Source organism: Pseudoalteromonas sp. QJM3NY_22 (assembly GCF_056173065.1).
In genome coordinates, this window is the sequence record NZ_CM149655.1 from 1,460,665 (window position 1) to 1,475,198 (window position 14,534).

12 protein-coding genes and 1 pseudogene are annotated in these 14,534 nt (G+C 38.5%); 4 read left to right on the plus strand and 9 right to left on the minus strand.

All coding sequences use genetic code 11. From position 1 onward, the window contains the following. Window positions 1–20: 20 nt before the first annotated feature. A complete protein-coding gene (locus AC0VZ4_RS06390) occupies window positions 21–989 on the plus strand; it encodes an IS30 family transposase (RefSeq protein WP_475441477.1) in 969 nt (322 codons plus the stop codon). Between the two features lie 440 nt (window positions 990–1,429). Here AC0VZ4_RS06390 and tnpC read toward each other — a convergent pair whose 3' ends face one another. Then, complete coding sequence (tnpC, locus tag AC0VZ4_RS06395; protein WP_475441232.1) at window positions 1,430–2,869, minus strand: IS66 family transposase; 1,440 nt, start codon at window positions 2,867–2,869, stop codon at window positions 1,430–1,432. Between the two features lie 90 nt (window positions 2,870–2,959). On the opposite strand from tnpC, the gene AC0VZ4_RS06400 reads away from it, so the two are divergent. Beyond that, window positions 2,960–3,292 carry a hypothetical protein gene (locus AC0VZ4_RS06400; protein ID WP_475441233.1) on the plus strand — a complete coding sequence of 111 codons (333 nt, stop codon included), beginning with the start codon at window positions 2,960–2,962 and terminating at the stop codon, window positions 3,290–3,292. A gap of 107 nt (window positions 3,293–3,399) precedes the next feature. Here the strand turns inward: AC0VZ4_RS06400 and AC0VZ4_RS06405 are convergent, their stop codons facing one another. Next, window positions 3,400–3,894 (minus strand): phosphatase domain-containing protein, encoded by a 495-nt coding sequence (locus AC0VZ4_RS06405; RefSeq protein WP_475441234.1) that lies wholly within the window; start codon window positions 3,892–3,894, stop codon window positions 3,400–3,402. Window positions 3,895–3,983: 89 nt separating this feature from the next. Between AC0VZ4_RS06405 and AC0VZ4_RS06410 the strand changes: the two genes are divergently transcribed. Then, window positions 3,984–6,182 carry an exonuclease domain-containing protein gene (locus AC0VZ4_RS06410; protein ID WP_475441235.1) on the plus strand — a complete coding sequence of 733 codons (2,199 nt, stop codon included), beginning with the start codon at window positions 3,984–3,986 and terminating at the stop codon, window positions 6,180–6,182. Between the two features lie 53 nt (window positions 6,183–6,235). Here AC0VZ4_RS06410 and AC0VZ4_RS06415 read toward each other — a convergent pair whose 3' ends face one another. The 7 genes and pseudogenes from AC0VZ4_RS06415 to dinG form a co-directional block, all read right to left on the minus strand. Continuing rightward, window positions 6,236–7,111 carry a DMT family transporter gene (locus AC0VZ4_RS06415; RefSeq protein ID WP_007378178.1) on the minus strand — a complete coding sequence of 292 codons (876 nt, stop codon included), beginning with the start codon at window positions 7,109–7,111 and terminating at the stop codon, window positions 6,236–6,238. Window positions 7,112–7,286: 175 nt separating this feature from the next. Next, window positions 7,287–7,439 (minus strand): DUF2496 domain-containing protein, encoded by a 153-nt coding sequence (locus tag AC0VZ4_RS06420; RefSeq protein ID WP_007378179.1) that lies wholly within the window; start codon window positions 7,437–7,439, stop codon window positions 7,287–7,289. Further along, window positions 7,423–7,704, minus strand: coding sequence for a late competence development ComFB family protein (locus tag AC0VZ4_RS06425; protein WP_475441236.1), 282 nt, complete (start codon window positions 7,702–7,704; stop codon window positions 7,423–7,425). The genes AC0VZ4_RS06420 and AC0VZ4_RS06425 overlap by 17 nt, the downstream gene beginning before the upstream one ends. 51 nt (window positions 7,705–7,755) lie before the next feature. Next, window positions 7,756–8,648, minus strand: a pseudogene (locus AC0VZ4_RS06430) (histone deacetylase family protein). Next, complete coding sequence (locus AC0VZ4_RS06435; protein WP_008138518.1) at window positions 8,648–9,256, minus strand: primosomal replication protein; 609 nt, start codon at window positions 9,254–9,256, stop codon at window positions 8,648–8,650. The pseudogene AC0VZ4_RS06430 and the gene AC0VZ4_RS06435 overlap by 1 nt, the downstream one beginning before the upstream one ends. A gap of 1 nt (window position 9,257) precedes the next feature. Continuing rightward, window positions 9,258–10,034, minus strand: coding sequence for a sulfite exporter TauE/SafE family protein (locus AC0VZ4_RS06440; RefSeq protein ID WP_007378183.1), 777 nt, complete (start codon window positions 10,032–10,034; stop codon window positions 9,258–9,260). After that, the gene (gene dinG / locus AC0VZ4_RS06445) at window positions 10,034–12,109 is read right to left on the minus strand and encodes an ATP-dependent DNA helicase DinG (RefSeq protein ID WP_475441237.1); all 2,076 of its coding nucleotides are present in this window, start codon (window positions 12,107–12,109) and stop codon (window positions 10,034–10,036) included. Before dinG ends, AC0VZ4_RS06440 begins: the two co-directional genes overlap by 1 nt. A gap of 60 nt (window positions 12,110–12,169) precedes the next feature. Here dinG and AC0VZ4_RS06450 point away from each other — a divergent pair, with 60 nt between their 5' ends. Continuing rightward, a complete protein-coding gene (locus AC0VZ4_RS06450) occupies window positions 12,170–14,524 on the plus strand; it encodes a DNA polymerase II (protein ID WP_475441238.1) in 2,355 nt (784 codons plus the stop codon). The last annotated feature ends 10 nt before the right edge of the window (window positions 14,525–14,534 follow it).

A 14,534-nucleotide genomic window follows, 5' to 3' on the forward strand; every position in this document is an offset into this window, starting at 1 on the left:
CGCCAAAGGAAATTGCTTTAATGAAATATAAACAGCTGACACAAGCAGAAAGATACCAGATTTACGCGTTAATAAAAGCAGGAAATAACCAAAAACAGATAGCTGATGAACTCACTCGTTCACCGTCATCTATCTCTAGAGAGTTAAAACGCAATAAAGGGCTTAAAGGCTATCGACCTAACCAAGCCAATAATTTTGCAGAGCAAAGACGCAAGTCATCTTTCAAAGCAAGTAAGTTAACAGATGATGTTACTGACTGGATTAATAAATTGTTGGTTGACGGACTTTCGCCAGAGCAGGTGGCAGGCCGCTTAGCTTTAGAGAAAAAGGTCGTTTTGCATCATGAAACGATTTATCAATATATTTACAGAGACAAGGCTCGTGGTGGTGAACTACATAAGACACTCACTCGTGCATGTAAAAAGTATAAAAAACGCTATGGAAGCTACGATAAACGTGGACAGATAGTTAATCGAGTCAGTATTGATGAACGCCCAAGTATTGTGGATTCAAAGTCTAGGATTGGTGATTGGGAGGGCGATACAGTGATAGGCAAAGGGCGTAAAAATGCCCTTGTTACAATGGTTGAACGTAAAACGTTATATACAGTCGTTCACAGAATTGAAAGCAAGCATGCGAAAATAACAGCCGATGCGCTGATCAAGTGTATGACACCCTATAAAGGTAAGGTTATTACCGTGACTTTAGATAATGGAAAAGAGTTTGCTCACCATGAGCATATTGCACAAAAATTAGAAGCGGATGTGTATTTCGCTCACCCATATTCATCATGGGAGCGGGGCATAAATGAGAATACCAACGGCTTACTTAGACGCTTCTTCCCCAAGGGAACTGACTTTATGTCGCTAAGTGAAGCAGAAATACAGGCGGCAGTTGATAAGCTCAACCATCGGCCAAGAAAAACAAGAGGGTATAAAACCCCTCATGAGTTATTTACGGGGCAATCAGAAGTTCTGGTGGCTGCATAATGATTGCACTTAATACTTGAATTCAAGATATAATAAATCACTTCAATTGACAAAAATAACTGTCATGAACTTTGCTTAGCAATTCATAGCGCCAGATATTTTTGCAACTGAGCTCAGTGTCATGCGCCGCTCAACCCTTAATTTAGCTGTTGTAAATAGTTGTATCTCTATTAAGAGAGGGATGTTTTATATGAATGCATTCGAGTATGACCTTGTTGCGCTATTATTCATTATTAGCTATCTAATTTTCACTAATATCAAAGGTGATTTGCTATTTTCAATCTAAATAAACTTCCAATGTTAGATAAAAACATATAAAAATAAAGTTAAAGCGGATACCGCCGAGAGCAAGCAACTTAGTATAATTCAGCGTTAGCAGCCTCTATGGCTATGAGTAATCGTGAGGGAATATGAAGAGTTTAATAGTAATATTATTGTAACTATTCAGCCACATTTTCAATAAATATATCAGGTAACTGATTTTTGAAGAGTAATTCAAGGGCTAGGCTTGCTGATACATGCTGTTTTCTGCAAGTCGAGAGGTAGCTTCTGATTAAACAAAACATCTCTGCACCTTGCATGCTTCTGAAGCACCCAGATATCTTTTGATGAACCTTGGTCATCCTAATATCATTCTCACCTTGGTTGTTGCTAAAAGGCACCGCTGTTTCCGTCATGAACCGTAAGACATCATCTTGATAATCTCTTAACCGCTCTAACAACGCTCTAGACTTTGTTCGTTTCAATCTGCCTCGCTGGCCTTTTACTCGGCTGTTTCTATCCGGTGGAGGGCATTTAATGTCACCTTGAGCCAATATTTGTTGATATTTCTCTATATAGTGAGCTTTTGTGTCTGCATCTAGCTCGGGGTTATCTATTTGATGTTTATTGATTTCAGTCAGTAGGGTTTGCAAATCCTTTGCCCATTGCATACCGTCTTGCTCCCATGCCCTTTCTAACTCTCGGATATGATGTGCATTACACAAGGCATGTTGGCACTGTGTATATTGATAATACGGTTTCCAGTGGTCGTGGCATAGTACCCCAGTAAAGTGAGGTAAAATATCGGCGTCATCCATCGCTATTTTCCCTCTTTTCTCATGCGGGTAAAAATACGTCCACCACGTCGTTGATGCACCATGAAGCCATCGTCGTTTACCACCTATATTAATCCCCGTTTCATCAACGTGTAAGGCTTGATAAGTCGTTTTCAGGGCTTTCTTGAGCGCGGCTTCTGCGCCGGAGGACTTTACCAAGGCCGCTGCTTGTTCATTAAAGTTAAATAAACTACCCGCACTGATTGGAATACCGGGTTGATCACAAAAATATTCTTCAATGCGGTTGTAAGGGAGTAATTGATATTGGGATAGGTAAACTGCATGGGCTTTTACACCAACCCCATATTGAATAGGACTGTTAACGTCTTCTGGAAATTCACCAATAAAACGCTTACCTTGCTCATTTTCCAGAATTTGTGCTTGGTATTCAGTGACCACTTTCCTGATATCTATATCGACAACCTGTCGTTTTTGAAAGCCAATTTCACGGTAGTGACCTTTCGGTAAAAAATCACGTTCAACTAGGATGATTTTGATCTCATCAGGCGTCTGTGTTTGGGTTAGTGTTTTACCTGCACGGCCTTTTTGACCACCCGCTGACTTGGCTGATTTCTCTTTGTTTTGTTTTTTTCGGTTGATGTCTTTTGATGGCGGGATACTGCTATTGTTACTGTTAAGTCCTAATTTACTTGCTAACATAACAACGACAACCAGAATGAGTTCAATAGACATCTTCAGCGCAGGCGTGAGAGTTTTACCTTCTTGTAATTGAGCTTTGGTTTTCTCAACGATTTCGTCGATGTTGATGCTGTTTAAATTCATTGAAGCTAGGGCTATTAGGTCATAGCCCTAGCTTGGCATACTGGCGGGATCGGTCAATAGTTAAAAAAGATCCTTTGAAAATAATTTACCATGGTGAATAGTTACATATTATTTAGTGTTTTTACTTTGCTTGGGTGTAGCAAACCATTACCTGAAAATAAATTACCATATGTAGGTGAATGGCAAAGTAAAGAGATGTATTTATTGATTCTTGCCGACGGCACTGTTTCTTATAAACGTTTAAAAAATGGTGGCTCAACTTCGATTAATGCACCTTTAAAAGAATTTGTTGGAGATAACTTCATTGTAGGACTCGCATTTTTTACAACTACGTTTGACGTAACTAAAGCGCCATACCAAGAAGGCAAGTGGTTCATGATTGTCAACGGTGTAATACTAAGTAAATCTATCGAGCAAACGTAATGTAAAGGTAGCTAACAAATGGTTAAGCGTTATCAACACTAAATCATTACTAGCATTAAAGTATTTTTAGCACTATTTATAGTGCTAAATCCTCCCCAACTCCTGACTTACACCGCAAAGCTCTCAAAGTACTCTTTTTGCAATTCTATAGTGAGTGCTTTAGGGCGAATGCCTTGTACTAGGCTGTATACTTCTTCTTTTGTGTAACCTGCCGAATTTAAAATAAGCGCAGCGACCAACCCTGTGCGGCCAGTGCCGCCTTTACAATGTATGGCAATGGTTTGTTTGTGTTGTATGGCCTGTAATATGTCGGTTTTGTGGGTGTTCCAGCTTGATGTAAAAGGCTGTTTTGGTGCTTCGTCGTCATTTATAGGTAAATGAAACCAGGTTATATCGTGTTTTTTGCACTCACTATTAATTGTTTGTACGTTGTTTTTTTCAATTTCTTTTTGCGGCATAAGCGAAAGCAGCATGTGAGTGCCAGCGGCTTTTAATGTGGCGATTGAATCCGCTAAGTTTTGTGTTTTTGTGCCAGGGCAAGGCGTAAAAATAATATTTGCGCCGTTGTTGAGTGATAAAACATCGTACGGGTGTGCGCTCATGGTAAGTCCTTTATTTTTAATGAATTTACTTTTATACGCTCACTATAGCGTGTTTTAGTTACAAGTTTAAGATTGAATAATAAGCACAAATGCTAGATACTGTTTTTATATACAGTTATGGCGATATTATGAAAAAAGAATTACCAGCAAAATACTATTTAGCGCATTTTAGAGAGCTTATTGAGTTTGTAACAAGTAAATGTATGCATTTACTTGAGCCTAAACATAGTGAATTTATTAGTAAAATTAATCAGCTAGATGAGCAAAGCCAATGCATGTTGGCGCGTGTGTACTCGCGAAAGCCTTATTTAGTGCAGGCGCAATCGCTTAATTATGAAGAAATAACCTCGCCGCATCAGGCTATTTATACGCTAAAAAAAGCGGGTATTTTATTTGAGCCAAACGAGCAGCATTATTCGCAGCTTTTAGCGCACTTAACTAAGCCTTCTTTGGTTGAGTTGCTAAGTAATTACAGTGAGCAAATAAGCTTTAAAAAGAGCGCCGCTAAAGGCGCGCTGGTGGATATTGCACGTGAGTTTTTTAAAGCGTGCCCACAAGAGCTTGCGCCACTTTATAGCCAGTATGTAATTAATAACCGCAGTGATTACTACGAGTATTTTGAGTTTTTATTTGCAGGCAAACTAAGCGGTGGTGATGTGAATCATCAAAACCGTTTTGTAATGCGAGACTTAGGCTTAACCGCTACACGCGAAGGACACAGCGAGAGCTTGTCACGCTTTGAAACACTTGACGAAGCGCAATCAAACTATTTACTAAACCGTTACCGGTTAGCATTTAAAAATATAACAGATGAGAGCGACTATGTTGCTTTAGCGTCGCAGGTTTTAGTGCAAGCTGCACATGGTGCAATAGCCGTTACATTAAAAAATAAATTATTAGTTAGGCTTTATAGGCAGCTAAAAACAGTTCATAGCGAACTTGCTTTTAGTTTACTTGAAGGGTGCGTGGATGATAGCGAAGCACAAGAAATTCAAATAAGAGAGCAATACAGGCTTGGCAATAAAGAGTGGGTAAAAGCTCGATTAGAAGCCATTATTGAAAACCCGTTCACCGACGATTTACTGTATTTTGCTGACGATTTTTTAATGCGTAAGTTTAATAAAAAAACACGTTCGCGTTTAAGTGCCATGCTTGCCGATACTCAGTGCGTGCTAGAAATAGATGAACTGTACCGAGGTGAAGTAGAGCAGGGCGTAAACGATTATTATACTCGCCAAGGTATGGCTGTATTTAATACCGAAAACACGCTTTGGCAAAGTTTGTTTGGTTTAGTATTTTGGCACGAGTTATTTGTGGAGTCGCCTTATCCGCCATGTAATGAGTTTGATATTTATCCGCAAGTATTAAGGCTTGGTAATTTTTATGAAGCGCAGCAAACACAGATAAATGAGCGCTTAGCGCAGTGCCAAACGTCGCAAGCATTACTTAATCTAGTATGCAAACATGCAGCGCAATACTTTGAGCAACCTAACGGTTTGTTCAGATGGCGCAGCAATTTATTAGAGCCACTAGAGGCGCTTATTTTAAACAGCCCTATTAAGGCGCTAATTGCGCACTTAACAGCCATGAGCAAACATTATTTACAGCTGAAAGACGGCTATCCCGACTTAATGGTCATTAATAATGGCCAAGTACATTTTGAAGAGGTAAAAGCCCCTGGCGATAAGCTTAGGCGCAACCAACTTACAACTATTGATAATTTAAAAAATGTGGGCTTTACAGTACATATTGCTGCGGTTAAATGGTTTGTAGATCCAAACCGTGTTTACAGCATCGTTGATATAGAAACCACAGGCGGTTTAAAAGGCGGTAACCGTATTACCGAAATAGGCCTTGTAAAAGTGCAATACGGTAAAGTAATTGATAATTGGACGAGCTTAGTTAACCCCGAGCGCCATATACCCGGCTTTATTACGTCACTAACTGGCATAAGCGATAACATGGTACGCAACGCGCCTGTATTTGCCGATATAGCCAAGCCGCTATTAGATAAACTCGCAGGCAGTATTTTTGTAGCCCATAACGTTAATTTTGACTATGGCTTTATTAAAAAAGAATGCGAGATGGCAGGGCACTTTTTTAAAATGCCAAAAATGTGCACCGTGGTTGAATCGCGCAAAGCGTTTAAAGGTTTAAAGTCGTATTCGCTTGGCAATCTCTCATCGCATTTTAATTTAAATTTAACGAGCCATCACCGCGCATTGGCCGATGCAACCGCTACTGCTGAGTTGTTGTTACTTATTCAGCAATCCCAAATTAGTGAATAAGCAGTAAATCTTGACGCAATAAGTAGTATGCAATTTTAAGCACTTAGCTTACTTTAGCTAAGTGCTTTTTTTCGTGGTAAAAATCCAGTTACAAGCATCGTACCTATAATTACAAATAATGCGCCGAGTAACGTATTTGGCCCAATTTGCTCATCTAAAATTAAATGTCCCCAAAAAATGCCAAATAGTGGAATTAAAAACGTGACTGTTAACGCCGATGTAGGGCCTATATCGTCGATTAATTTAAAAAATAAAATATAAGCAAGTGCGGTACACACTACTCCTAATACGAGTACACCTAGCATAACGTTGGTGCTTGGTATTTCTCGTATTGGCATAAATAAGATAAGCGGTAATACCATAAAGCTTGAAGCCCACATTGAGCCATGGGCGTTATCAAATGGGGCCAGTTTAGGCGCGTTTTTAGTGTAATGCGATGCAATGGCATAGCAAAGTGATGCGCTTAATGCTGCTACTATGGCTAAAATTGATTGGCTATTTAATACAAAATGATTTTGCCCAACAAGTATTGCAACACCTATCAAACCAAGCAGTAAACCAAGCACCATACTTTTTGTGGGCTTTGTTTTTGTCCATAAAATTCCAACTACAACACCCCATATTGGTGTTGTAGAATTTAAAATAGAGAGTGTGGATGCACTAATAGTTTGGGCTGCGTAAGCAAAAAATAAAAACGGCAGAGCAGAATTAAACGCGCCTATAATAAAAAAGTGTTTTTTATGCTGGATAAACGCTAAACGGCGTTTTAAATACAAAGCAACAATAAATAAAGTAACTGCAGCAAAGCCTACTCTAAACTCAATTAATACTGCAGGCCCCAAGCTGTTAGCTGCCATTCGCATAAATAAAAAAGAAGCGCCCCAAATAGCGGCCAAAAAAAACAATCGTAGTAAGCTTGCTAAGGTCATGATAATACTTTAATTATACTGGTTAGCTTTTAGAGTAACAGGGTTTATAAATGGTGTAAGCCATATTCGGAACTGACACATAAAAAATAATAAACCAAGGTTAATAAAGAAAAGTTAATTGTGAGAAATACGAAGAGACTGTAACTACCTATCCAATTGAGCATGCTAAATAAAGTTAACTTTCGGTTCGCTTCTTTTCAAAGTCGCTTTTAACTATTTCAAGTGCTTTTAGTACTTCTTCTGGAGCAACATCGTGTTGCTCTAATATCATAATTAAATCTACTGCAAGTTTAATATATGTTGGAGCTTGATCAAGTGGGTTGGTCATGGTGCTTTTTCTTTTTAGAAATTTGACTAATAGCCACATCAATCGCAGTTTGTACGCGTTCTTTCATATGTGTACGTTCGGCTTGTGGTAAGTAAAATGCCATGTCTACGTCATAGCGAATATATCTTGGTGGCAGTTGGTTTAGTACAGTACAGCAAAAGTCAGCCATTACATCTTCGTTGTATTGTCCATCAAGTTTTCTTTTAATTATTTCTTCTAGAACAATTTTTTCGTAAAAGTTGTGTATATCGTCATGTAATCGCATATTCCTATCACTCTTTGTTAATCCATTTAATTGAGTTTATACCAAGGCTTACTATAAATCGATAGCGGCTTTAAATAGTTGTTTATGTACATTAACTAATGAGGTTAAATTACGTTGATAACCACCGCCAAGGCTGCACATGAGTGGTATTTTCTGTTGTTTACAAAAATTGAGAACAAAAAAGTCACGTTTATATACGCCATTGAGCGATACATTTAATAACCCTAACTCATCTTTTTCGTAAATATCTGCGCCAGCATTATATAAAATAATATCGGGGTTATGAATACGCACGCAAAAATCGAGTGCTTGTTTTAATGTAGTGAGGTACTCAGCGTCGGTTGTTTTAGCGGGTAATGCAAAATCGTAAGTGGATTGCTGTTTATTACGAGGGAAATTTTGCTCACAATGAATTGAGCAGGTAATAATTTGGTCATGATTTTGAGTGATTTGTGCTGTGCCATCGCCTTGGTGTACGTCGCAATCAAAAATTAAAACAGTGTCGGCTTGCTCTGTATTTATTAAATGTGCTGCTGCAATAGCTAGATCGTTAAAAATACAAAAACCGCTACCGTAATCACTGTATGCATGATGATAGCCACCACTTAAATTAGCCGAAAAACCATGTTTTAGCGCGTGTTCACTACTTTGGATGCTTGCCCCAACTGATAGTAATGTGCGCTCTACCAATTCATTTGAATAAGGAAAGCCCATTTTTTTATGGCTTTATTGCTAAGCGTGCCGTTTAAAAAGTTATTTATATAAGTTTGATTATGGCAAAGCGAAAGCTGAGCAGGCGTTGCTTTTATAGGTGAAGTAAAATTATTGGGAGTTAAGCCTAGTCCTTCAATTTCTGCTTTAAGCTTTTGGTATTTTTGTATTGGAAAACGATGGCGCTCAGGAAGCGTTAAAGCAGAATATAGCGGGTGGTAAAAAAGCTGCATTAGCGTAATTGTTGTTTTTCGACTTGTTGAATTTTATCTTCGGTGGCAGAAATTGCTTTTCTGCAGCGGCCTAATCGAGCGTGTGTGCTTAATATTTCAAGGTTAAGCTTTTGTGCTTTAGCAGGCGAGGCTTTATCCATTTGCATTTTTCGCTCTTCAATCATGAGCACTAAACGGCGTTCAAACTCATGGTTTTGTTTTAATTCGTCGTAAAGCTCATGGGATGATTGCATTATTTTTTGCACAGCTTGCTTGTAAACGGTTTGCTTAGGGCGAGGTTTATAATGGCTTTTATTTTCTTTAACCCAAATAGGCGTTGATTTAATAACGTTGAATACGGCTTGTACTTGAGCTGCAATACGTTCAAGTGCGTAGGTGTATGCATGACGATGTTCGCTTGGCGGTAACCTTGACACTTCGTCTTCTATTTCTATTACGTAATCAACTAGGTTCATGCTTTTTGTGCTAAAAACTGCGCGGTCAAACAAGCTAGGTTGCGCTTGCATGTAACGATTTTTAGAAAAAAGTTTAGCTTTATCAAATTGCTCAGCTTGTTGTTTTAGCGTTGCAACTTGTTGGCGTAGTTTATCTAAAGCTGTAGGGTGCATATTAAAAGTAAGCCTCGTAAATTAGTTTTAATGCTAAAAGTATAACCATAGTATTAAAGACTGGGCGAATAAATTTGCTACCAAAACGTATTGCTGAATGCGCCCCAAACCATGCGCCTAGCATAATAAAAAAGCCCATTGTTATGCCAAGTAAAAAGTTTACATGGCCGAGTGCAACAAAGGTGATGAGCGATATAAAATTAGACACAAAGTTCATTGAACGCGCTAAGCCACAATTGAGTAGCAGGTTCATTTTGTAAAGCATGCCATTAGAAGCAGTCCAAAAAGTACCCGTACCTGGGCCTGCTAAACCATCAAAAAAGCCTAATGCTAAACCTTGTAGCCATTGTTTTATTTTCATCGCTTTGTTTAGTTTAGGAAGTTTATTACCTTCGGTGGTACTTAAATTACCAAATAAACTATAGCCAGCAACTAAAATAATAATAATTGGAAGTAGTTTGTTTAAAAAGTCGATACTTAAATGATCAACAATAACAGTACCTATCAATGCACCTATTGCGGTAGCAATAATAGAGGCTGCCCAAAACTTAGGACTAAATAAGTTCTTTTTATAGTATGTATAGCTTGCCGTTAACGAGCCAAAGCTTGCTGCTAGTTTATTGGTGCCTAATGTTAAATGTGGAGGTAAGCCAGCAGTTAATAAAGCGGGCACAGTTAACATGCCACCGCCACCGGCGATAGCGTCTATAAAACCTGCGGCAAGTGCAACAGCACATAAAACAGCCCAAGTTGTTGGATCGAGTGCGAGTTCAAACATTAATAATCTATTTGTCTTTTAAAAGGTGGTAGGGTGTCGAGCATGGCTTTACCGTATCGCTTAGTAACTAAGCGCCTATCGAGAATAGTAATACAGCCTTCATCACTCTCTTTTCGCAGCAGTCTACCACAGCTTTGTACCAATTTCTTTGCGGCGTCGGGCACGGTAATCGTTAAAAATGGGTTACCACCTTTGCTTTGTACAAATTCTGCTTGCGCTTCTTCTATCGGCGAAGTAGGTACAGCAAACGGAATTTTAGTGATTATTAAGTTCTCTAAATATTTACCAGGTAAATCAAGACCTTCCGAAAGGCTCTGGGTTCCAAATAAAATACTGCCTTTGCCTTCATCTACATTTTTGGTGTGTAATTTAAGTAACGCTTCTCGCGACATTTCACCTTGTACTAATAAGTTAAAACCTTTTGTTCTAAGAAACTTTGTTACGTGGTCCATTTGCCAGTAAGAAGCGAATAATACAAGGTTCGCTTTTTTATCATTTAGGTACTCTGGTAAAGTTTTAGCTAAGTGGTCACTAAAGTCTTTATCGGTAGGTTCTACTTTTGATACCGGAATACGTAAAGTGGCTTGTTTGGGGTAATCAAAAGGAGAAGGTACTTTAATAAATTTAACGCCTTCTTCTTTAGCAAGTCCTGTTTCGTAAGCAAAGTGATCAAACGAGCCCAGTGCACTTAATGTAGCTGAGCACAAAACAACGCCCGCGCATTCTCGCCACAATTTATCTTTTAAGTAGTAACCGACCTCGATAGGGCAGTCGCTTAATAAGTGGTCGTGATGGCTTTTATATTCAAGGCGTTTTATCCACCGTGCATGAGGTGTACCTTCACCCTTTTTTGCGTAACTAAACCAAAGTTTGTTTAGTTGTTCTAACCGGTTTATGTATTGGCCACTTTCGCCTAGTATTGGGTCCGCAACGTACGGTTTTATATCGCCGTCGCTTACATCTTGGGTAAGGGTGTCGTGCATTTTGTTTAAACAGCGCAGTGCATCTTGCGTGGCTTCGCTTATGTCTTTAGCTTTACTGTGCAGCGATTCTGGGATCTCACCGTGTTCAAAGCGATAAGTATCGTCTTTTGAGTATTCAAAGTCGGCATTATCAAGAATATCGCGAACTACTTTTAAATCTTTATTCGCGTCATTAATACTGTCGCAAAGTTTAAAGTTTTGCCCAATGGCTCTTTGCCCCACTAAAACCTTCGCCATTTTTCCGCTAAACTTAGTGAGCTTATCAAGCCATTCTATTGTGCCTTTTATTGTGGCAGCAGCAGATGAAAAATCGCGTGTTATATGTGCTAAATGGTGCGCTTCATCAATAACGTAAATGGTGTTGTCGGGCTCTGGTAAAATTTTACCGCCGCCTAAGTCTAAATCGGCAAGTAGTAATGAGTGATTAATTACCAGTACGTCCATTTGCATCAATTGATTACGAGCAAGCTGAAACGGACACGTTTGATGGGCCTTCATTTGGCGCTGACACGAATGTTTATCGCACGCTATTAAGTTCCACACTCTATCGGGTACAGTATCGGCCCAGCTGTCTCTATCGCCTTGCCACTTTTTATTCACATAGGCGTTATATAGCTCATTTAAACACTTGGTTTCCATTGCGCTCAATGGTGAAGTAAGTGTTGGCATAAAGTCCATTTGTGTTTGGCTATCGCCGTTTACAGCATTATGCAATTTGTGAGCGCAAATATAACGATGACGACCTTTTACCAAATCAAATTTAAAGTCGAGGCCTGAATGCTTTTTAAAAAACGGGAGCTCTTTTGCTATTAATTGTTCTTGCAGTGCAACGGTAGCAGTCGAAATAACCAGTTTCTTTTTTTGTGCCAAGGCCAGTGGTAATGCACCTAAACAATAGGCAAGAGACTTACCTGTACCGGTGCCTGCTTCAATAACGCATATACGTTGTTTTTTGTGATAGTCGCCTGCGAGTGTTTTTGCTATTTCGGCAACAAGGTAGTTTTGGCTGCTGCGCGGACGGTAATCAGTTAGGTTATTAGCCACATGCTGGTGTACTTGCCTAATTGTTTTTTTTAGTGAGTCAGAAAGCATGGGATGATTTACCTAAAGTATGTATATAATTACAGTGTATATATTAAGTGGGATCGTACGTTGACACAAGCAATCTATCAGGGCTTTATTTTATCAAGGCAACAATACTCGCCTAAGAGTAAGCGTGGGATCACGCTTTGCTACTGGCTCGTATCTGACAATGGCCCAATTAAAGTACTAATTGAAAACCAGCAAGCTGTTTTTTTTATCCCACAAGATGAACACAATTTTGCACAAAGCATATTAAATAAAGAAAATATAAGTGTTAATTTTAAAACGGTAGAAATGCGCCATTTTAGTGGTGTTGTGTGCATAGGCTGTTATTTTAATGATGTAAGTAACCTTTACAAAGCACGCACATTACTTGAAAAGCACATAAGTATATACGAAGCGGATATACGCCACAGCGATCGCTTTTTAATGGAACGTTTTATTAAAGGTGGGGTATGGGTTACGGGTGAAGTATCTCAAAAAAATGGCTTTATTTTAATTAGCAATGCTAAATTAAAAGCGAGCCCTGAATATACACCCTCGCTGAAATCGCTTTCATTAGATATTGAGTGTAATGGTGAGGGCGTATTGTTTTCGGTTGGGCTGGTAGGAAATGGCCTTGATACTGTATTAATGATTGGTGAGCCTCAACAGCATAATCAGCCATTTAATATTGATTGGTGCTTTGACGAGATTAATCTACTACAAAAGCTACGGCAGTATATCAATAATAATGATCCTGACATTATTGTGGGTTGGAATGTCATTGAATTTGATTTTACAGTGTTAAACTCTAGGGCAGAGGCACTAGGGGTAACGCTTAATTTTGGCCGAGATCAGCAGCCTTTAAATATAAAAACAGGGCATTACACTCGCCTCACCTTACCTGGGCGAAGCGTTATAGATGGCATTGATACCTTAAAAAATGCCACTTATCACTTTGATAACTATTCGCTTGCGAATATTTCTTATAAAGTCCTTGGTGAATCTAAACTAATTCAGGCAGATAATCGTTTAAGTGAAATTGTTCGTCAATTTAATGAAGATAAGCTCAACTTAGCAGCTTATAACCGACAAGATTGTATACTCGTTAAGAGGATTTTTGCAGAGTTACAACTCTTTGAATTTGCAATAGTGAGGACTCAGTTAACCGGTCTTGAGCTTGAGCGAATGGGCGGCTCGGTTGCTGCATTTACTAACTTATATTTGCCATTACTACATCGCAGCGGGTATGTTGCGCCAAATTTAGGCGATCACGGTTTATCTTTTGAAAGCCCCGGTGGTTATGTAATGGAGTCAGTGCCTGGGCTTTATAAGAATATACTTGTTTTAGATTTTAAAAGCTTATATCCCTCAATTATGCGAACTTTTTGTATTGACCCTCTTGGGCTTATTAAAGGGTTAGACTCACCTGAAAATGCAATTGAAGGGTTTAATGAAGCCGTTTTTTCACGAAATGAACACCACTTACCGTCGTTAATTAAGCATTTAACACATACACGGCAAAGGGCAAAAGACATAAATCAGCCAATGTTATCGCAAGCTATAAAAATAATAATGAACAGCTTATACGGCGTACTTGGCTCTAAAGGGTGTCGATTTTATGATCCAAGATTATCGAGTTCAATAACATTACGTGGGCATGAAATTATGCAAACAACCCGTAAATGGATTGAAACGTTAGGTTATGAAGTAATTTATGGCGATACAGACTCTATTTTTGTAAAAGCTGACGATCAGCTAAGTGCGCTGAGTTGCAATCAAATAGGCAAAGATTTAACGATCTATATTAATAATAAATGGAGCTGCGATATTAAAGACCGTTTTGGGCTTACTAGTTATTTAGAAATAGAGTTTGAAACCCACTATAGCCCATTTTTTATGCCAACAATAAGAGGTAAAAAAACAGGTTCAAAAAAACGCTATGTAGGACAAATTATAAAAAATGGGATGCCTGAACTTATATTTAAAGGAATGGAAACCGTACGCAGCGATTGGACCGAATTTGCACAAGAGTTTCAAAAAGAGTTATTCAAAACTTTATTTAATGAAAAATTTGAAATAAAACAACTTCACGAGATTATAAGTGACTACACCAAAAGATTGTTCGCAGGTGAATTCGATGAAAAGTTAATATACCGTAAAAAGTTAGGACAAAATCTAAATGATTACGTAAAAAATGTTCCTCCCCAAGTGCAAGCGATTAAAAAGTATAAAGCTAGTAATCCTGATTTTGAAATTAAACGAGGTCAAATTATTGAATATGTTTATTCTGATGATGGGGCGCAATTATACAATGGTTCAAATAATTTTAATTATTCGGTTTACATACAAAAACAGCTAACTCCTATCGCCCAAATGGTACTTGATGCCTTGAATTTGAAAGAAATTGAATATCAAGGGGCTCAACTTTCATTTTTATAATTACTTTACA

What these genes read in the sequence shown, in the direction of transcription:
- AC0VZ4_RS06435 (WP_008138518.1), bottom strand. Translation starts at nt 9,256, where the DNA reads ATGCACCCTACAGCTTTAGATAAACTACGCCAACAAGTTGCAACGCTA.
- dinG (WP_475441237.1), bottom strand. Translation starts at nt 12,109, where the DNA reads ATGCTTTCTGACTCACTAAAAAAAACAATTAGGCAAGTACACCAGCAT.
- AC0VZ4_RS06405 (WP_475441234.1), bottom strand. Translation starts at nt 3,894, where the DNA reads ATGAGCGCACACCCGTACGATGTTTTATCACTCAACAACGGCGCAAAT.
- AC0VZ4_RS06415 (WP_007378178.1), bottom strand. Translation starts at nt 7,111, where the DNA reads ATGACCTTAGCAAGCTTACTACGATTGTTTTTTTTGGCCGCTATTTGG.
- tnpC (WP_475441232.1), bottom strand. Translation starts at nt 2,869, where the DNA reads ATGAATTTAAACAGCATCAACATCGACGAAATCGTTGAGAAAACCAAA.
- AC0VZ4_RS06410 (WP_475441235.1), top strand. Translation starts at nt 3,984, where the DNA reads ATGCTAGATACTGTTTTTATATACAGTTATGGCGATATTATGAAAAAA.
- AC0VZ4_RS06400 (WP_475441233.1), top strand. Translation starts at nt 2,960, where the DNA reads ATGGTGAATAGTTACATATTATTTAGTGTTTTTACTTTGCTTGGGTGT.
- AC0VZ4_RS06425 (WP_475441236.1), bottom strand. Translation starts at nt 7,704, where the DNA reads ATGCGATTACATGACGATATACACAACTTTTACGAAAAAATTGTTCTA.
- AC0VZ4_RS06440 (WP_007378183.1), bottom strand. Translation starts at nt 10,034, where the DNA reads ATGTTTGAACTCGCACTCGATCCAACAACTTGGGCTGTTTTATGTGCT.
- AC0VZ4_RS06390 (WP_475441477.1), top strand. Translation starts at nt 21, where the DNA reads ATGAAATATAAACAGCTGACACAAGCAGAAAGATACCAGATTTACGCG.
- AC0VZ4_RS06420 (WP_007378179.1), bottom strand. Translation starts at nt 7,439, where the DNA reads ATGACCAACCCACTTGATCAAGCTCCAACATATATTAAACTTGCAGTA.